This window comes from Steroidobacter flavus (assembly GCF_042651805.1).
Classification (GTDB): Bacteria; Pseudomonadota; Gammaproteobacteria; order Steroidobacterales; family Steroidobacteraceae; genus Steroidobacter; species Steroidobacter flavus.
The window spans coordinates 21,523-40,699 of the sequence record NZ_JBHSDU010000005.1 but is presented as its reverse complement, the minus strand read 5'-3'; the positions used below and the strand labels follow the sequence as shown (position 1 = coordinate 40,699).

The window sequence follows — 19,177 nt, the reverse complement described above, 5'->3', positions numbered from 1 at the left end:
TCGAATTCTCTCCACCGTGCAGGATAGCCACTCCTGCATCTGCACTTCGGGGATCGGTTGACCCGTGTAACTACTGTCCCAGCCAATATAGCTCGGACCCTTCACCGGATTGGTTCGATAGGTCTCCTCGTGAACAGACTCCCATGCCGTCACAACGTCGCTGCGCAGCCTTCCTGGCGTTTCCTCAGACACTCGAACCACGGCCTTGTGAGCACCAACCACATAAGCCACGAGACGTTTCTCGCCCGTCACATCCTCTCGTACCAACACTGCCGCTTCCTGTACCCATGGGTTTCCCAAGAGCTGCGCCTCGATCTCCCCTAACTCAACACGATAGCCACGCACTTTAACCTGGTGATCGATCCGCCCGACGTATTCGATGGCACCATCTATACGCCACCGCCCAACATCTCCAGTCCGATATAGGCGGACACCACTGGAGCTGAAGGGGTCCGCCACGAATCGTTCTGATGTAGCACCGGGACGATTTAGATATCCTCGAGCGACGCCCACACCTCCTATGTATATCTCTCCAACGACGCCGATAGGAACTGGCTGCAGGCAGCGATCAAGAACATAGATCTGGGTGTTTGAAATTGGTCGGCCGATTGGTATTGCTCCGGCTTCATCGCTGGTGATCTCATTTACTATGCAGCCGATCGTCGCCTCCGTGGGACCGTAATGGTTGAATATCCGTGTACCCGGTGCATACATCCTCCACAGTTGCACTGCCGTGGAATGCAACGGCTCCCCCCCCAGTACCAACACTCGAATGCTCCCCGCCAAATCTCCGCTGCGTAGAGACGGCTCCAACAGTGGCAAATGCGATGGCGTAAGCTTGAGCGGCGCCAAATTCTTGCTTCGACGTGCATCAGCGACGAGCGACGGGATACCGTCTCGATCAGAGCACAGTCGCACGGCGCGCCCGCAGAGCAGTGTTGAGTACAGCCCCGTCAGCCCCAGATCGAAGCTCAAGGACGTTGCGATCAAAGTCCCCTCACCGAACGTCACGTCAAACTTCTCAATCGCATAGTCCGTGTAGTTGACAACACTTCGATGCTCGACTAACACGCCCTTCGGCTTTCCGGTGGACCCTGACGTATAGATGACGTATGCCAGATTTCGAGAGGTCAATCCTGTTAATTGCGAAGCCAGGTCGCCTTGATCACACTTGGAGATCTCATTCCAATGGGCATCGAGCGCTATCACTTTCGCCTCCGTGCGTCCAAGACTCCGTCTCAATGCATCGTGCGTAAGTACGATCATCGGCGCCGCATCGCTCAGCACTTGCTCTACCCGATCGATTGGATTCGTCGGATCCAGCGGTAGGTACGCTCCACCCGCCTTGAGCACCCCAAATAAGCCTACGAGCATTCCAATGCTCCGCTCCACGAAGAGCGCTACTACGGAATCCGGCCGCACCCCCATTTCTCTAAGATATCGTGCCAACTGATTGCTTCTTACGTTGAGCTGAGAAAAGGAAAGACTCCGATCTTCTTGGACTACCGCAGGGGCATCTGGCGTACGCCTCGCCTGTTCCTGAAAGAGCTCATGGATCAGCTTCTCGTGGCGACCATCCGAGAGTGTCGCGTTGAATGACCTGATCACCTGGCTCCATTCGGTCTCAGGCAGAATAGACAGGGACAGGGCCGGCGCATCCGGCTTCGTTTCCAGGGCGTCGACCAAAGATTCCAGAGCCTCGGCTGCAAACCCAAGCACTCGAGTTGGTTCGACACTACGATCTGTTTGTGCCGTCAGGACGAATCCCTCTCCCTGATCGTCCACACACAGCGTGATCGGATAATTTGTCCATTCCTTACTTGCTAGGACCTGGACACCTGACGCAACGTCCGTCTTTTCGGTCTCCAAATGCAGCGTGCTGTGGAGGTAATTTAACAATGTGTTGAACAACGGCGCCGAGCCCGCGATCCCGCTGCATCTCTGCGCCGCGGCCAAAGAAGCCTGCTCGTGATCTAATAGTTCTACCAATTCCTGATGAACCTGTGCGATCAACGATCCTGCGGTAACTCCGTTCAGCCGGAAGCGGACCGGCAACGTATTGATGAACAGTCCCAGCGTTCGCAGCGCTCCTGCTTCCCCCTGCAACCGTCCAAGTAAGACCGTTCCGAATACGACGTCATCTCGACCACTGGTTTTCGCCACCACAAGCGCCCAAGCCGCGTGAAACAGAATGGCCGGAGTAACTCCTAGCAAGCGCGCTTGCTTTCGAATCCGTTGAGTCAGCGCCGAATCAAGAAGCCGACGGGCTTCATCGATTCGACTGCCATCTCCCCGCACATCCGACAGCCCAAATGCTATGGTGGAATCTTCAACCTCGCCCAACTTCTTGCGGAAGAATGACTCGGCGTCATTGGTTCTGACGTTCTCCAACGCTTGTGCGACATGCACTCGATACGGTACAGGAGCAGGAAGGCTCTGTGCCTTTCCGTCGGCGTATGCCCCCACTTCAGCGATCATTGTCTCTAGTGACTCGTGATCGCAGATCAAATGGTGGAACTGCAACAAGCAGTACCACCGCTCATCCGCACCCTGGGCGACCTGGAGCCGCATAAGCGGCGCTTTCGCCAGTTCCAGGCGCTGACACTCCGGCCTCATTCGCTCATTGAGCTGATCCAGCGGATCGGCATCAAGCTTGAGCACGAACTCTTCTACCGGCAGCTCAGCCTTGCGATAGACAACCTGCACTGGCCGAGGCAGATTGCGCCACAGAATCGCAGTTCGCAAGATATCGTGCCGATCAATTACTGATTGTATAGCGCAAACCAGGTCAGTAACTCTGCGTCGTGACGACACCTCAAATAGCATTGGCAGAACATAGGTGTCACCCGCGTGGCCGTCGAGCTTGTGATGAAACAAGACCCCCTCCTGCAATGGGGCCAAGGGATAGATATCCTGGATGTTCTTTGCCCCACCCGGTACCGATGCCGAAATACGCGCGATGTGCAGTGCCTCGATCTGCAGCATGGAAAGCATATCCGGCGTGATCTCACAGCAATCAGGCGGGATCAAGTTCGGCGGCACCTCAAACCTCGTTGCCGGTTCCTCCAGTAGCTCTCGCGCTAGACTAGCAAGCGTAGGTTTTTCATAGATGCTACGCGCGCTGACGGACTGTCCGACTTGACGCAGCCGCTCCATCATGGTCACCAACTTCAACGAATGGCCGCCCAATTCGAAGAAGTTATCCTCACGGCCGACTTGTTCGATTCCAAGAAGATCACGCCAAATCGACGCCAGTGTCTGCTCCGCCTTACCTTGCGGCGGAATGTAACTACGCCGGAACGCATCGATGTCCGGTGACGGTAGTGCCTGCCGATCAAGCTTGCCAATTGCAGTCAGCGGAAAATGATCCAAGATCGCGAAAGCACTCGGCACCATAAACTCCGGAAGCGCCGACTTCAGATGAGACCGGAGTTCATCGATCTCCAGATGGCACTGATCTCGTAGCGTGACATATGCGACGAGGCGCCGTTCTCCGAGTTCGCTTTCTCGTGCGACGACCGCACTTTCTCTTACATGTGGGTGGTACGCGAGCTGTGCCTCTATCTCGCCAAGCTCGATGCGATACCCTCGAATCTTCACTTGTGAGTCAATGCGCCCAACATACTCAAGGGTACCCTCCGGCAGCCAACGTCCCTGATCTCCGGTCTTGTACATGCGGCCGGTCGCCTCGTCACTGTATGGATTGGCGATGAAGCGCTCAGCCGTCAATGCTGATTGTCGAAGATAACCTCGCGCAACCCCGGCACCGGCAACGTAGATCTCTCCGACCCCCCCCTCCAAAACTGGCCGAAGGCGCTCATCGAGAACATAGAGTTCGGTGTTCGGAATCGGCCGACCAATAGGTGGAAGCGTCGGCCACGCAGCGGGATTCCCCATAAGCGAGAACGAGCTAACAACGTGCGTTTCTGTCGGACCGTAATGATTGTGTAGGCGGCATCCACCAAGCGAGACGAACAAGCTCAGCACTTCCGAACTGATACGCAACTGCTCACCAGCAGTGATTACATCCTTCAGCTCTGACGGCATCTTGGCACCGACGCTCTTGCAGTGTTGCGCGAGACTTTGCAGCATGAGCGGCGGAATGAAGAGAGTTTGAATCGATAGCTTCTCCAGAAGTTCCATCAGGGCTTGCGCATCTTTGCGCGTCCACTCATCCAAAAGCGCCAACGTCCCGCCATTGCAGAGTGTTGCGAATGTCTCCTGGAAAGCCACATCGAAGCTTAGAGCCGCAAACTGCAGCACGGACCTTCCAACGTCGATACCCACATTGGCGCCACACCACTCGACGAGATTGACCATCGAATGGTGCGTCATCGCTACGCCTTTGGGACGCCCCGTAGATCCGGATGTGTAGATGACATACACCAAGTTCTGCGACGTTCCATCATGCTCCACTCCAGCCGGGTTGCGGTCGTCGAACGATTCAGCCTCACGCACGATCGCCTTGAGCGCTAGCACTTCGGCGCCTGCCGCACGAAGTCGTTCTTGATGTGGTTCGTCCACGATCACGAGCGATGGGGCAGCATCAGCGAGCATGTGTTGCAATCGTTTGAGTGGATATGCTGGATCCAGTGGAAGGTAGGCGCCTCCGGCCTTCAAGATCGCAAGCAAGCCAATGATCATCTCGGGACAACGGTCGATGCACATTCCGACCACCTGATCCGGCCCAACGCCACGCCTCTGCAGATAGTGCGCGACCCGATTGGCGCGGCTATTAAGTTGCGCATATGTCAGCCGCGACTCGTTGTGTGCAACGGCAATCGCATTTGGCGCCTTCCGCACCTGCTCTTCAAAGATCTGGTGGACTAACAGACTCGCAGAGCCCGGCATTCCGCTTTCATTCGGTCGATTTATAGCATCTTCAGTTCTATGGGCAGCCACCTTCGGGATACTACTTACCATTGTTCACTCCGCGATTTAAACCGGCCGTGGGCGTTAGTGCCGCAGTCATTGAGTGGGGCAGATCCACTGTGTAAACCGCACTTCCACAAATGCGTCTTGGTTGCCTGGAACAGTATTCCGAGATAAGGAGTCGCGATCTTGGCTGACTGCTCAGGCGTGAGTTCGGCTTCGATGGACTCAATCCTTTACTTCGAACGGAGGTGCCAAAGATTGATCTCACTTATCCGTCGATACTGCGCGTTGCGACACTAACTTGATTAGATTCGCTGACCCGATTCCAATTGTGTTCGTCGGCTTGCGTGGCGCCCCACAACTCCTTGAGTCTGCGGTGTGATTCGCCGGGTCTCGTACCATCGGTTATTCACTTCCGAAGGCACGTACACTGCGGTGATTGCAGGCCTGAGCACGAGTGCGCGCTCGCAGGCAGCGGCAAGCCTTGCGGGGCTGAAGTCCTGAGCGAGTCGCAAGATGCCCTTTGCGGCGCGAAGCGCCTCTTAGCGCACTTCGACGCGCTCACCGATGAGTTGCTTCGACAAAGGAAACTGCGTTAGCTAAGCTCCGTCCGATCAAGGGTCGAGCAGCTGGTAGATATGTTCCGGGCGATCGCTTGCTTCAGTGTAAGCGTCCGGCGAAGGCCCTCTTGTTTTCCGCCCGATTAGGCAGCGGCTTTGATCCCGTCCGACGTTGAAGTCGCCAAATTCCAAGGAAGAAGCTCCTCGATTCGATTGACGGGATGATCGGCGATGCGAGTGAAGACTTCGCGCAAGTACGCCTCGGGGTCCAAACCGTTTAGTTTTTCAGTGCCAATCAAGCTGTAGAAGGCAGCGGCGCGGTCGCCACCCGCATCAGACCCGGCGAACAGGAAATTCTTTCGGCCCAGTGCGACGGTTCGCAATGCGCGCTCGGCGGCGTTGTTGTCGATCTCGAGTCGGCCGTCATCACAGTAACGTATCAGCGAGCTCCACCGAGACAGCGAATAGCCGATGGCGCCAGCGAGCGCTGACTTCCTCGAGAGCTTGCGCACCGTGACGTGCAACCAGGTGTGCAGATCATTCAGTAGCGGTAGCGCCCGCGCGTGGCGAACCAATTGGCGTTGCTCGGCAGACTGGCCACGAATCTCGGCTTCAATCTTGTACAGCGCGCCGATGCGTTCCAGTGCTTCGAGCGCGATCGGTGAATCAGTGGCGGCATGAATATCGAAGAACTTGCGCCGGGCGTGCGCCCAGCATGCCGCTTCGATCAACGGCTCATGCTGCCGATCGTAGAGGTCTTGGAAGCCTGCATAGCCATCAGCCTGCAGGACGCCACGAAACTCCTTGAGGTGTTCCCGTGGCCGTTCGCCTTTGCGATCAGGTGTGTAACGAAACAACACGGCGGGTGGATCAGTGCTGCCGGCAGGCTGATCATCTCGAACATACGTCCATAGTCGCCCGGTCTTCGTCTTACCTGTGCCAGGTGCCAACACCGGAACGGTGTGTCATCGGCGTGCAGCGTTTGCGCGCCCATCACGTACTCGCCGAGTGAATCGATCAGTGGTACCACTAACGTGCGTACCGATCCGACCCACTCCGCGAGCGTGGCGCGATCGAGCTCAACGCCAGAACGTGCATAAATCTGGCTCTGTCGGTACAGCGGTTAGCGAGTCGCGCGGCGGGATTTCACCGCCGCGCGCTCCCAGAACCGGACGTGAGCCTCTCGACTCATCCGGCTCCCAACATCCGACCATTGCCATACAGAAGCTTCCAATGCGGGAAGAGCATTGGGTATCGCCTGATCGCACTGGCCAACCACACACGCGCGCCAACCGGCCGTTGCCGTAGGCGTTTGCACTTTCGTTGAACCCAGAGCACCAGGTGCTCATCAATGAGCTTCAGCGTCGGATACAAGGCCGACTTGTAGAAGTGACTGTAGTAGTTCACCCAGCCTCGGATGTATGGGCTAAACATCCGTGCCAGATCGCCCAGATCTTTCTCGCTGCGTCGCTGCAGGCCCCAGAGTCGGACACTCTTTCGGATCGCCTGCAGCGCCGATTGACTCGCCGCCGGTTGGAACGATACCCCGTAGGTGCCTCGTGGCCATTTCACCAGTCTTGGTCTAAATGTATAACCCAAGAAGTCAAATGAAATGACCGGATAGAGGCCGCTTCGATTGCTGTCCTTGCAGTAGACCACTTTTGTCTTCTGCGGATGCAGCCTCAGCCGACACGAGGCGAACCGCTCTTGTAGCCGTCGCCGCAACCAATGAGCCTCGCGCTCACTCCAACAATGGCAGAGAATATCGTCAGCGTACCGCTCAAACGGCACACTTGGATAATTCATCTTCATCCATTCATCGAAGGGGATGGTAGAGACGAGTCTTGACGACGGTAGCCCGTGCGGAGCCTTGCACCCTGAAGCGCTTTCGCGCCGGTGCCTCACCGAGTGGACGTAGCCTCTTGACCTCGTCTCCCCAAGCAGAACCCGGCGTGCAGATTCCCCGCACCGGGCTCCCCAGACGACATTTGCGAAGATGAGCATCGATCAGACCATCGGGTGCAGGTTGTGAGCCCACGGCAACTCGAACCACGGGCGATCCTTCAAGCGCGTCCAGTTCGTCTTGCGTCGTTGACCGCGACGATTCAGGGCGCTGATCCACTGACGCTGTACCTGCTGCCGCACCCAACTGAGCTTTCGCTCGCAGTGGTGTAACGCGAAGTACTGATAGAAGCCACGCAACATCCTCGTCAAATGCTGCTGTTGCTCCCATCGCCGCCAGTGTCTGTGCTCAAATATCCATTCCCGTGTGCGGGCAAGGAACTTCCGACAACTCTTCGCGCTGGGTATACGGATCAGAGCATATCGTCCGGAGCGATCAACTCCTGAGACATGTTTGAAGCCAGAAACTCGAAAGTCTCCGGCCTTCCCTGCCCGTATCGCTGCCGTGTGATGGCCGCAAAGCGCCCGAAGAGTATGTGCCGAGTCTTTTCCTCGGCCAGCTCCAGTCCAAATTCCGCGAACCTCTCCCTCACTATTGTTTGAAAACGGTCCACGTCCTCTCGATACTGGAAAGTCGCCACAAAGTAGAGTACGCGGCCGGCGAGTTACCATCGCTGGCACTTTTCCGTCCGCCCCTCCCCGAACCGGGCTTACGCCTTTCGGAGTACCCGGCTCTCCAGTGTTTTCCGTCTGCGGTGACAGCTCGTAGTTTCCGTCCGGCGTGGATGTCGTCATGACATGTTGCGCATGTCACTAACGTCTTACGCTTTCGGGCCGCCATGATCTGTACCCAGAAGGGCTTTTCCGCGCGTCCTTTGGTCGGCAGATCCTTGAGGGCTCGAACGTGGTGGACTTGGATATTTTCAGTGGAGCCGCAAAGCTCACATTGATTTGCCAAGAGGCGCCGCTCAAGTTCCGTCCGGGGTCCGCAGATTTTCCGGGGCGCGTCATTAAGTACCGCTTTGATATTCCGCGCGAGTGAGATGCCACCCCAACGTGCCACCAGCGGCTTCTTTTTCTCGGGGCGCTCAATAGTCACCTGTAGCACCGGAGACGATCCTGAGTCGGTATCAACAACGCGTCGATATCGACGATAGACGGCCCGCACACTGATGCGCAGTTTATGCGCCAGTGTTTGGGTCAAGGATCGTTCCATGAGCCATTTCAGGCGGTTGAGCTGACCAAGGTTCAGGGCCAACCGGTAGTACTCCACGATGCCCCGATATTCCTGCTGATACTGAGCCACGATGCTGAAGGGCGTGTCGTGGATCAGTTCAGGTCGATGTATCGGTTTGCCGTGTCGCAGATATCGAGCGCACTTCGCCAGCACAACATCCCAGGGCACTCTCAGCGCGATGTTCCCGTTGATGCAACGGTGACCGCGCCGGTCAAGCTTCTGGTCGTTGTGGAGCGTTGTGATCTCGTATCCGAGGAATCGCGCAGCACCTGAGCGTGCATGCGTGATGAGCGTCTTGGTCGCAGAGAGTTCCAGCTTGAGGTGATCGCGCAGGAACATTGCGATTTCGCTCTTGATCTCTTCGGCCTCGCTCCGTGGCCCAACAAAACCGAGCAGCCAGTCGTCCGCATAACGGATGTAGCGCAGTCGGCGATAGTCCGAGTCGGTCGGGTCCAGGGAAGGCATCTGCTGCATCTGACGACGCAGCTGATTCGCTTCATCCGGCTTGCCGAGCATTCGCAGCTTTCTCGCTCCCTGCTGGAGAAATACCGATGGACACCAGCGCGACGCGTCTACATCGAGAAGAAAAACTCGACGAAGAAGCGACCGCTTGGCATCCCATGTTGGTCGGACAAGCTGCTGCAGGAAGTGATCCGCCTCCTTCTGGAAGCGTACTATGACCCGCAGTTCAGTCTGGCCTCACACGGCTTTCGGCCGAAGCTCGGTTGTCACACCGCGTCGCGACAATGGCTCGGGCTACATCGCTCATGAGACTCGGGCGTTTGCTCGAGATATCGGTCTCATTCCGCGGCGGACGCCCTATCGCTCACCACAGAGTAATGGCATAGCCGAGTCGTTCGTGAAGACCTTCAAGCGTGACTATGTGGCTATCCACGCCGTATCTACGGCCGAGATTGTGCTTAAGCAGCTACCTGCTTGGTTCGCCGACTACAATCTCGTGCATCCGCATCGAGCGTTGAAGTATCGTTCGCCCGAAGAGTTCAGACAGGACCAATTCAATCAAACTGTCTGTCCGGTTCTATAGGGGCAACTCCATTCGCCATTGTCACAGCGGATTTCGAAGCCATCTGAGCAATAGCGCTGATCGCTGCGCTCCACCGCGACGACACCCTCGTGCTCGGCTTCAGAGCTTTTCTCGCACGACTTCCGACAGGATGTGTTTGTCGAGGGTGAGATCGGCGACCAGGCGCTTCAAGCGCGCGTTCTCGTCGCGCAACTGCCGGAGCTCTTTGACCTCCGTCATCCCTAAGTTGCCGTACGCTTCTTCCAGATGTAGAAGCTCGCTTCGCTGCAGCCGAGCGGCCGACACACATCAGATCAGCTAGCGGTGTGCCGGCCTCCACCTGTCGCAGCGCGTACGTGATCTGCTCGTCGGTGAACCGTGTTCTTTTTATCATCGTAGATCCTCAATGCTGAAGGACTGCGACGGTGAGCTTAGTCAAAGAGATTCGACCGCAGCATTGTCGAGACAGTTACCCTCGCGAGACATGGCTTGTGTGCCGGCGGAGAGCTATGCGATCGTTTGGCTGTCGGTATCGTCAGCCCCGCCCCGAGTGAAGCACCGGTCTGTCGTTCGGCCAACCCTGAGAGCTGCTCGTTCCTGCATCCCTGAGATCATGTAGAACAGTGGCCGCGTGGCCGTCTCGTGGCGATGAAATCCACGTTGTATGGACCTAGAACCGACGAGAGGTAGCGGCGCCCAACCTGCTCAGACTGAATCGCGGTTTCATTCTGGCACAGCGCCCCTCACAAGGAGCGTCGACAGCTAGGGTTGTCGCGCCAGTACGACTCATTCTTTGCTCGAATTGATACTGAGCAGGATCGATCCATCGTTAGAGCACTGTCCCGAAGATGCCATATAGCTAAGAATCATACCTTACGCTTCAATGGCATCAATGAGGGGGGTGCTTGACATTGGGACTGCCCCGCTCCTTGTTATTAGCGCTTGCTGTTCGAGCTTCACGCCTTCCTTCGCGCCCGGTTTGCCAATGAAGCTTTCAACACATACCACCATGTTCTCCTCGAAACGTCCGTCTATGCCCCACTCCTCCCAATCAGTCATTAGGGCCACTGAGGGATACTCATCGACCATCCCCGCTCCGTGAACGGTCATCATGTACCTGTTCGGAATGTACTCTTCCGGCATGGGCCAACAGCGCGCTGCGAACTCCCGAAACTCCATACCGGGCCTGATCAACTCCATATTGGTTAGCACCTGCCTCTGCGCCGTCTCGTACAGCTGGCGCTGCGTAGAGGTCGGGCGCCGTCCGGGACAAACAAAACTTCGTGAAATGTCCGCCAAATAGCCAAACGGCCCGACCATATCCGTATCGAAGGCCACAATATCGCCTGCCTGTATCAAGCGATTACTGCTCTCTTGGAACCAAGGATTTGTTCGCTCCCCCGACGCTAGAAGCCGACACTCGATCCACTCGCCGCCATGAGCAATGTTAGTTTCATGAAGAATGCTCCACAACTGATTCTCGGTGATGCCTGGAACCAACGCTCTGCGCATACGGTCTATCGCAACGTCTGCAACATCAACCGATAGTTGCATGCAAAGGATTTCGTCCGGTGTCTTAATGGTACGAGCGTGCTCGATTGCCTCCTGTGCGTCGAATAGCTGAATACCGGCTTCGATCAACAGCTGAGCCCCCCATGGCTCGCAGCGGTCAACCGCTAGACGCCGGTTCGACCGATCATACCCAGCCAACAGGTCAATGACCTGCGTGGCCCAAGTTTCCGTCTTCTCCTGAACCCGACACCCGGCCAGGAAATGAAACCAGGGTGTGCTCACACGGATTTCATCAACGCAGCTACTATTCCTACTGACATGGAGCGTACTTCCAAACTCGAAGAGCACCACGGGACCATCAGTACCTACGAATGCGTACCGCCCCGGCGCGTGCATGGTCCACACCGCCATATTTCGAGTACCAGTTGCGTAGCGGATATTTATTGGATCAGAGAAGAGGGCACCAGCATAACCGCGTTTGGACAGTTCAACGCGCAACCGCGCGAGCCGATCTCGATTCAGTCTTTCCTCATCGATCGCCGCGGCGCGCTCCTGGAGGTTCAAGCCCAGAGGAGACACGCCCACCGAGCCTTGCGAGACGTCTGACTCCGACTGATCTCGAACTGATTCCAAGATGCCACTCATAGATCTTTCACTAGCCTCAATGCATCGTAGATCGCCGCGTGCGTGTTGCGCGCCGCAACTGCGTCCCCAATACGAAACAATTGAAACTTCCCGGCAGGGTTCTTGGAAATATTCTGCGGCTCACCGTCCAAGAGCTGCCCGTGGCTGACCGCACCCAGATTGCGCGAGAACGGCTTCAGTGCAAAGTAAACATCATCTACGGGGATCGTTCCATGGTTCACAACAACCTGATCAACGTAGCGAGGTTGTTCAACGCCACCATAATCGCTCCCGATCGTGGCTAGTAGACTGGCCCCCTCACGAACAACTCGCTTCAACCGCAGCCCGATAGTGAATGTAACGTCCTTGGTCTGCAGCGTTCGCATGTACGGCACCAGATTCATTGCCATGACCTCCGGTGCGAACGTCCTGTCCGGTGTCATAATCTCCACCTTGGCTCCAGTGCTAGCTATCAACTCTGCTGCTTGTAGACCCGCATGGTCGCCCGCATCGTCGAATATGAGGACGTTCTTTCCCAGCCTGACGGTACCCGAAATGATGTCCCACGCTGAGACCACTAGCTCATTTCCCATCGTTAGGACGGCTGTGTGGGGAATACCTCCAGTTGCCACGATGACTACATCAGGCGTCAGATCCAATACCTCCTCCCCTTCAACGAACGTATCAAAGCGAAACCTGACCCCCTTAGATACACATTGCTCGATCCGCCAATCGATGATTCCCATCATTTCTCGACGACGAGGACTCTTTGCAGTCAATCGAACCTGCCCACCTGGATTGCTCGCTGCTTCGAACAGTACGACTTCATGGCCACGCTCTGCGGCAACGCGTGCAGCCTCTAATCCTGCCGGTCCCGCTCCGATCACGACGAACTTGCGCGTGACCTCCGCCACAGACAAGTCATGAGGTATGCCCAGTTCACGGCCCGTTGCAGCGTTGTGGATACAGTAGGCCGAGCCGCCCTGGTAGATTCGGTCAAGGCAATAATTCGCTCCGACGCAAGGACGAATCTCCCCCTCTCGGCCCTGCATGAGCTTCCGCACGATATGCGGATCGGCCATGTGGGCTCGCGTTAGCCCTACCATGTCAAGCTTCCCTTCGACAACGGCATATCGAGCAGTGGCGACATCTTGGATTCTTCCTGCATGAAATGTGGGGAGCCCAGTCGCCGCACGAATTTCCCCCGCAAACTGCACGTGCGGTGCGCTTGGCATGCCCTGAATGGGAATCACGTCCGTTAGGCCGGCATCTGTGTCGATGTGGCCACGCACCACATTGAGGAAATCTACAAGCCCGCTTTCCTTTAGGCGAAGCGAGATGTCGATCCCATCACCCTTGGTAAGTCCGCCGTCAAGCATCTCATCGGCCGTGTAGCGAACACCGACAATGAACCCCTGCCCGACTCGTTGTCGAATCTCTGTCAGGACTTCAAACGTAAATCGAAGGCGATTCGCCAATGAGCCGCCATAGGGGGCATCCAGTTCGTTGGTCAGCGGCGACCAGAATTGATCCATCAAATGGCCGTACGCCTGCAACTCCAGGCCATCGAACCCGGCTGCCGCCACTCGTTCGGCTGCATCCGCGTAATCCTTCACGATGCGCTCGATATCCCAGTCCTCCATTTTCTTGGGAAAGGCACGATGCGCTGCCTCGCGATGATGGGAGGGCGAGACTACTGGAAGCCAATGAGATTTATCCCAACGAGTTCGCCGGCCAAGATGCGTGAGCTGAATCATGATAGCTGCCCCATGCTCGTGGCAGGCAGATGCAAGATCCCTAAGCCATGGCACAGCTTCATCTTTGTATAAGATCAGGTTGTTGAAAACCGGAGGACTGTCACGTGAAACCGTAGCCGAGCCGGCTGTCATCGTCATTGCAATACCCGCACGCGCTCGTTCCACGTGATACGCTCGGTAGCGTTTTTTGGGGAATCCATCCTCAGGATAGGCCGGCTCATGCGCGGTTGTCATGATCCGATTCCTAAGCGTAAGGTGCCTCAGCCGATACGGAGTTAGAAGGGGATCCCCTGTCATAGCATCCAGCCCGTGTGCACTGCGGGAGTCAGTTGTGGTGTGTAGGCGCAGCAGTTCTGTACAGCTCTATCTAGTTACTATACGTGCACATGCATTGACGACCAATTCGGTACATCCCCGAAGAGCCAGTTAGAATGGCTCGTTGGAAGATTAAAGGAGGTGACGAGACGGCCGCGGACTCTCTTGACGCTTAGCTGACTGGGGGCATCAAAACTTACTTGATCACCGCGCGGCGGCCGTTTGTGCTCGCTCGTGTCTGACTTGCCTGGCGATGCGATGTATTGCCTACCTGCGCAGTCAGCGTAGCTACAACGGACGCGCGTGGTGCCATGTACCTTAGATGATGTCCACAGATACAGACCAGCAAAGGCGCGTTGGCCAAAATCCACCTGCAGTAATAAAGTCTAGTCAGTAGGCATCTCTGACGCCGACATGCCGTCGACATTGCGGCAGCAATCATCGCGACGCTCCGGAATCGCGATCAGCAACGACGCTCTTTGCTCAACACGTCGCGCCGCCCTACGGCACACACCTCTAGCCAAGACTATCGCCTCAATCGGAGACGGCAAGCACTTCAAGAACGGCAGGGAGCTCGCGGCGTGGCTGGGGGTGGTGCCAGGCAGTACTCCACCGGTGGCAAACCGAAGCTGCTCGGGATTAGTAAGCGCGGTGACTCATACCTGCGCACGTTACTGATCCACGGAGCTCGCTCCGCACTCCGTACGGCGCACCGAAAATCAATCGGCGAGCGTTGGTTGAACGGAAGTCTAGCTATCCTATGTCTACTTGACGGGGAAGCTTACGACTGCCAGCGACACTTCGATCGCTGGCGCGATATTTACAATCACGAGCGCCTGCATGAATCGTTGCAGATGCAAGTGCCCGCACAGCGGTATCGTCCCAGCACGCGTAGCTTCCCCGAGCATCTGCCAGTCATCGAGTACGGCCTGGATGAGGTGCGAAAGGTGCAAGACCACGGCGGGCTGTGCTTTAAAAACTGCGAGTTCCGCATCAGTTGGCATTGCGAGGCTATCCGGCCGCATTGCGACCTACCACCGAGGCGTTCTCGATGGCAGGTCTTCTTCTGTACCCGATGCGTTGCAACTATTGACCTACGTCATGCGTGCGATCAAGGCTAACTGTTACCCATGTCCTCGAACATGTGTCACCTATGTGTCCGGTCCATACAACGGATGGACAGGGGGGTGAATCATGCCGGGCCAAGCTGGCTGAATCTCAGCATAACTGAGATTGGAGGAAGGTAACTGGGCTTCGACTGTCAACGATTCACACCGCAGACGCGACGGATCTCGTCTGAGAGAACAGGAGCAAGAGTGGAGTCACTTGATCGCGTAGGCTAGGCAGCACGTAATTCCGTGATCCCGGTTTCTCCTTCTCTTTTCCATTTCTGAAGCCTGCTCAGCCTGGTCCAATACTCGTTGCTCGGTTGCTTTGCTAGCAAATGAATTGAAGGCATCAATGCAAAATTCAGTGCTGTCCTCGACGCGTGCATAAGTGAAGCCGGTATCGATTAGGCGCTCTTCGTAGTCATGTACATTCCCAAAGCAGTTCTCCTCTGGCCAGAGAACCCCGTGTTGAGCGATGCGGTCCCTGTTACCTACAAACATATCCGAGATGGCGATCCTTCCGCCGTTCCTAAGAATCCGATAAGCTTCCTTAAGAAAGTCGTTGCGGGTCTTGAAGACCGGTGCGGCCTCAATGCATAGAATGTTGGTAAACGAAGCATCCGGAAAATCTAGCTGTGTGGCATCCATTAATCTAAAGTTGCACTTTGGCGCAATTACCCGGCAAAGTTCCAGTTGTTTTTCAGAGATATTTATCCCCGTGATCTTATCCGGTGAAAAATACTTGGTGAGGTACCTTGCAGAAGCTCCCATGCCGCATCCCACGTCCAGAATGTTTTCATTTCTGGAGACGAGGAAACTAACAAGAGTCTCCATCAGATTGATCTGCGCAATTTCGATACTATTGTCGACTCCTTTCCAGTTGCCGAAATTGAAAAAACCAATCTTGTCGAAAATGAGATTCTTTGGGCTGAATATACCCGTGATGTTGTCGCGTTCATTGACTAGGTCGATCTGGGTCTTATCCATTGAGATCTGCTCCAAGAGTGAGTTGATGCACAAAGAGACGTCTCGTCGGGACTGCTCAATGTGTGGATCTACAGATGTTTATGCTCAGAAGGGCGATGAGTTGTTTCGCGTCCCACGGAATACTTAATCACAGAATGTCATGGCGTGTTGATCAGCGGGCGCTGTAGTGCCGGCGTTCTTAGCCAGGGTGCAAGCTAGAGCATCGGTGAGAGTGTGGAAGACCTTGGAGACGGGGCCACGTTCGGCGAGCGCGATTGCGCTGAAGATGATCGGAACGAGCAGTGCTTGCGCGTCACAGTCCTTCGATTGTTGAGTGATGTGAAGGCGCGCGGCGGGGCCTGTCGCGTTGTTGTAAGTGCGACAAGAGCGTTGGCAGTCTGCGCTCCGATGCCTGGAATGTGGAGCAGCCCCCATTTCGACCGGACATAGTTGCGTAATCTAGGAGCTAGGCGTAAGCCTAGTCATACGCCTAATGTCTTACGGCAGTGATCGTGTTGAGGTGCTGAGCGCTATTCAGCGCCACCGCGCCACCGGCGGTATTCGGTGGATCAGAAAATGGCTGTGTTGCAGGAAGCAGCTCAGCCAGGCATGTCGATTTCCTATGTGGCCCGTCGTCATGGTATTGCTCCCAGTCTGATCTTCAACTGGAGGAGGCGCATGAGCGAAGGTGGCAAGGAGGCGGTGCGCACCGACGATGAAGTCGTCGCCAAAGCCGAGGTCGTGCGCTGCAGAAGCAGATCCGCGAGTTGCAGCGAGTCCTGGGCAAGAAGACCTTGGAGAACGAGATTTTGCGTGAGGCGGTGAAGATCGCCCACGAAAAAAAACTCATCTCGCGGCTGCCGTCGTTGCCCGAGGACGATACGCCGTGAGGCGCATGGCTTCGGTCCTGGGCGTATCTCGATCGCAGCTCACTCAGCGTCTGACGGAGCCGGCGAAGTCGCGCTCAAGCTATCGCAAGCCCGAGAATGACGGCTTGCTCGTAGAGCTGCGATCGCTAGTGGACGAGCGACCGACTCGACGGCTATCGGCGTCTGACGGCACTGCTGAATCGGGCACGCAGCAAGCTCGGACTGGCCAAAGTTAATCACAAGCGGATCTACCGGCTGATGTCACGGCATGGGCTGCTACTTCAGCGATACACGGGACGGCCGCCAGATCGCGCTCACGACGGCATCATTCGCACCATCCTCCCCAATGCTCGATGGACCTCTGACGGCTCCAGATCCCCTGCTCGGATCAGACGGTGCACGTGGCGTTCTCGTTGCACACTTGCGATCGCGAGGTAGTCAGCTGGTGCGCCGGCACCGGGGCCATCAGTGGCGAGATGATCCGAGATCTGATGATCCAAAGCGTGGAGCAGCGCTTCAAGTCGACAGCGACGGCACATCCGGTCCAATGGTTATCCGACAATGGCAGCTGCTACCGAGCTCACGAGACCATCGAGTTCGCCACGCGACTGGGCTTGGTGCCGTGCTTTACGCCGCCCCGGAGCCCCCAGTCGAACGGAATGGCCGAGGCGTTCGTAAAGACGTTTAAGCGCGACTGCGTATTCCGCCCGATGTCGGCCGCTGATTCCGCCGCATGCCGGCCCCCGATTCCGCGCGATGCCGGCCGGGGATTCCGCGGCATGTCGGCCCCCTCTTAAGGTGATCTGAAGCCACGGAAAACGCCGGGGTATCCGTCCGCTATCGTGTGTCCTTTTTTGTTCACGGGACAGGGTCGATGGCGCAAGAGAAGGTACCCATGCGGAAGATTCGCGAACTGCTTCGGCTGAAGTTCGACCTCAGCCTGAGCATTCACAAGATTGCGGCCAGCCTGTCGATCGCCCGATCCACGGTCACGGAGTGCTTGCGGCGTGCAGCCGATGCGGGCGTGGCCTGGCCATTGGTGCAGGAGTTGTGGCGCCTGGCGGCGCTCGAGAAGAAATCTGCCGAAGAGGGCCTGGTGCTCACCGAACGGCAGATCGCCGCGCTGGAGCGCAAGCGCGAGGAGCAGCTGGAATGTGGTGAGATCGAAACGGCACACCCTGGCTATCTCGGATCGCAAGACACATTTTATGTCGGCAACATGAAGGGCGTCGGCCGGTTTTATCAGCAGACCTTTGTCGATACGTATGCCAAGGTGGCTTTCGCCAAGCTCTACACGACGAAGACGCCGATTGCCGCAGCGAATTTACTCAATGATCGCGTCCTGCCGTTTTATCAGGAGCATCAGGTGCCGCTGCTTCGGGTGCTGACGGATCGAGGCACTGAGTACTGCGGGAAGATCGAGAGCACGACTATCAGCTCTATTTGGCGGTGAACGACATCGACCATACGCGTACGAAAGCGCAATCACCGCAGACCAACGGCATCTGCGAGCGCTTGTAATGTGTCCTGAGCTGGACTTGATCTGACGTACACGCCGACTACTTCACTTCTTCTGCGGATTCGGATATCGGCTGGATCCGATCCAGTTGGCGATCGTACGCGAGCTTCGCGCTCTCGATGAAGGTCTGCATCGGTGTCTTGCCGTAGCAGTACTTCCCAGAGTGTGTTCGCCCAGCATTGTAACCTTCCATCCACGCATCCACATCCGCCTGGATTTCCTCGATCGAGTGATACTGCTACATAGCCGATCCACTTGCGTCGCTTCGCTCCGACGCTGTCCGCCATCACCGGTCCGAGTGTCCCTCATGGCCGGAATGCGCACTTAGCTTTCTCCAGCGCTCGAACCTGATCTTCGGTGAGGATTAGGCCATCCTGCGCCACTTTCGCTGACAGTGCCTTGAGTCGCTGCTGGAAGGTCTGAAGATCGTGGCGCAACCAAATGGTGCGCACTACGGCGGGCGACACCGAGATCGCGCGCTTCTTCAGCTCGTTCGCCACTCGGACTTGACCGTAAGCTGGCTGCTCGAGAGCAAACTCGATGACCGCCTTTTCCACGATCGGATCAGCGCGATTCTTCAGATTTGGCTTTCGGCGGGAGATCTCGGCTAAAGCCGCGTCCCCGCCATTGTCGTGCCGCTCCCTGAAGCGGTAGAAGCTGTCGCGGCTGAATCCCATGGCCTCGCATGCTTCGGACACGCTACCGAGCGTCTGCGCCAGCTTGAGCAACCCGAGCTTGTTCTTAATGATCTTCTGATCCTGCATCATCTGACTTCTCCTGCGTATCTCTATGCGTTAGGATAATGTCAGATCAAGTCGTAGCTAAGACACGTAATACTGGGTCAAAGTTCAATCGGCGTTGACAGCGTAAGGATCGACGCCTCAGCTCCGCCAGTAGCCTTAAACAGT

General features: G+C 56.5%; 10 protein-coding genes and 10 pseudogenes. 8 read left to right on the top strand and 12 right to left on the bottom strand.

Features of this window, described 5'->3' with window-relative positions; all coding sequences use genetic code 11:
- The 5 genes and pseudogenes from ACFPN2_RS21275 to ACFPN2_RS21255 all read right to left on the bottom strand — a co-directional run.
- The coding region (locus ACFPN2_RS21275) for an amino acid adenylation domain-containing protein (RefSeq protein WP_380600341.1) at positions 1-4,851 on the bottom strand (4,851 nt) is incomplete at its 3' end.
- Positions 4,852-5,578: 727 nt separating this feature from the next.
- Positions 5,579-6,558, bottom strand: a pseudogene (gene tnpC / locus ACFPN2_RS21270) (IS66 family transposase); the annotation flags it as partial.
- Positions 6,559-6,623: 65 nt separating this feature from the next.
- Positions 6,624-7,439 carry a group II intron maturase-specific domain-containing protein gene (locus ACFPN2_RS21265; RefSeq protein WP_380600339.1) on the bottom strand — a complete coding sequence of 272 codons (816 nt, stop codon included), beginning with the start codon at positions 7,437-7,439 and terminating at the stop codon, positions 6,624-6,626.
- A 3-nt stretch (positions 7,440-7,442) separates the two neighbouring features.
- Entirely contained in the window at positions 7,443-7,649 is a 207-nt protein-coding gene (locus ACFPN2_RS21260; RefSeq protein ID WP_380600337.1) for a hypothetical protein, read from the bottom strand.
- 280 nt (positions 7,650-7,929) lie between these two features.
- Positions 7,930-9,090: an HNH endonuclease gene (locus ACFPN2_RS21255; protein WP_380600335.1), complete on the bottom strand. Its 1,161-nt coding sequence runs from the start codon at positions 9,088-9,090 to the stop codon at positions 7,930-7,932.
- A 24-nt stretch (positions 9,091-9,114) separates the two neighbouring features.
- On the opposite strand from ACFPN2_RS21255, the pseudogene ACFPN2_RS21250 reads away from it, so the two are divergent.
- Both ACFPN2_RS21250 and ACFPN2_RS21245 read left to right on the top strand, forming a co-directional pair.
- Positions 9,115-9,330 (top strand): annotated as a pseudogene (locus ACFPN2_RS21250) (maturase); the annotation flags it as partial.
- Positions 9,317-9,619: pseudogene (locus tag ACFPN2_RS21245) on the top strand (integrase core domain-containing protein); the annotation flags it as partial. The pseudogenes ACFPN2_RS21250 and ACFPN2_RS21245, both read left to right, overlap by 14 nt.
- Positions 9,620-9,721: 102 nt before the next feature.
- On the opposite strand, the pseudogene ACFPN2_RS21240 reads toward ACFPN2_RS21245, so the two are convergent.
- The 3 genes and pseudogenes from ACFPN2_RS21240 to ACFPN2_RS21230 form a co-directional block, all read right to left on the bottom strand.
- A pseudogene (locus ACFPN2_RS21240) lies at positions 9,722-9,992 on the bottom strand (transposase); the annotation flags it as partial.
- Between the two features lie 479 nt (positions 9,993-10,471).
- Positions 10,472-11,755, bottom strand: a complete 1,284-nt coding sequence (locus ACFPN2_RS21235) for a M24 family metallopeptidase (RefSeq protein ID WP_380600333.1) — start codon at positions 11,753-11,755, stop codon at positions 10,472-10,474.
- Positions 11,752-13,788 carry an oxidoreductase gene (locus tag ACFPN2_RS21230; RefSeq protein ID WP_380600331.1) on the bottom strand — a complete coding sequence of 679 codons (2,037 nt, stop codon included), beginning with the start codon at positions 13,786-13,788 and terminating at the stop codon, positions 11,752-11,754. Before ACFPN2_RS21230 ends, ACFPN2_RS21235 begins: the two co-directional genes overlap by 4 nt.
- A gap of 546 nt (positions 13,789-14,334) precedes the next feature.
- On the opposite strand from ACFPN2_RS21230, the pseudogene ACFPN2_RS21225 reads away from it, so the two are divergent.
- Positions 14,335-14,525: pseudogene (locus ACFPN2_RS21225) on the top strand (transposase); the annotation flags it as partial.
- 45 nt (positions 14,526-14,570) lie between these two features.
- Here ACFPN2_RS21225 and ACFPN2_RS21220 read toward each other — a convergent pair.
- Positions 14,571-14,810, bottom strand: a complete 240-nt coding sequence (locus tag ACFPN2_RS21220) for a hypothetical protein (protein ID WP_380600349.1) — start codon at positions 14,808-14,810, stop codon at positions 14,571-14,573.
- A gap of 318 nt (positions 14,811-15,128) precedes the next feature.
- Complete coding sequence (locus tag ACFPN2_RS21215) at positions 15,129-15,902, bottom strand: class I SAM-dependent methyltransferase (RefSeq protein WP_380600329.1); 774 nt, start codon at positions 15,900-15,902, stop codon at positions 15,129-15,131.
- 537 nt (positions 15,903-16,439) lie between these two features.
- Here ACFPN2_RS21215 and ACFPN2_RS21210 point away from each other — a divergent pair.
- From ACFPN2_RS21210 to ACFPN2_RS21190, 5 genes and pseudogenes are all read left to right on the top strand, one after another.
- Positions 16,440-16,706 (top strand): annotated as a pseudogene (locus tag ACFPN2_RS21210) (transposase); the annotation flags it as partial.
- Positions 16,649-16,771 (top strand): hypothetical protein, encoded by a 123-nt coding sequence (locus tag ACFPN2_RS21205; RefSeq protein WP_380600327.1) that lies wholly within the window; start codon positions 16,649-16,651, stop codon positions 16,769-16,771. The pseudogene ACFPN2_RS21210 and the gene ACFPN2_RS21205, both read left to right, overlap by 58 nt.
- Before the next feature lie 162 nt (positions 16,772-16,933).
- Positions 16,934-17,188, top strand: coding sequence for a hypothetical protein (locus ACFPN2_RS21200; RefSeq protein WP_465270388.1), 255 nt, complete (start codon positions 16,934-16,936; stop codon positions 17,186-17,188).
- Positions 17,125-17,454, top strand: a pseudogene (locus ACFPN2_RS21195) (DDE-type integrase/transposase/recombinase); the annotation flags it as partial. The gene ACFPN2_RS21200 and the pseudogene ACFPN2_RS21195, both read left to right, overlap by 64 nt.
- A gap of 350 nt (positions 17,455-17,804) precedes the next feature.
- A pseudogene (locus ACFPN2_RS21190) lies at positions 17,805-18,265 on the top strand (transposase family protein); the annotation flags it as partial.
- Positions 18,266-18,309: 44 nt separating this feature from the next.
- On the opposite strand, the pseudogene ACFPN2_RS21185 reads toward ACFPN2_RS21190, so the two are convergent.
- Both ACFPN2_RS21185 and ACFPN2_RS21180 read right to left on the bottom strand, forming a co-directional pair.
- A pseudogene (locus ACFPN2_RS21185) lies at positions 18,310-18,498 on the bottom strand (IS481 family transposase); the annotation flags it as partial.
- A gap of 94 nt (positions 18,499-18,592) precedes the next feature.
- Positions 18,593-19,036: pseudogene (locus ACFPN2_RS21180) on the bottom strand (helix-turn-helix domain-containing protein); the annotation flags it as partial.
- Between the last annotated feature and the right edge of the window lie 141 nt (positions 19,037-19,177).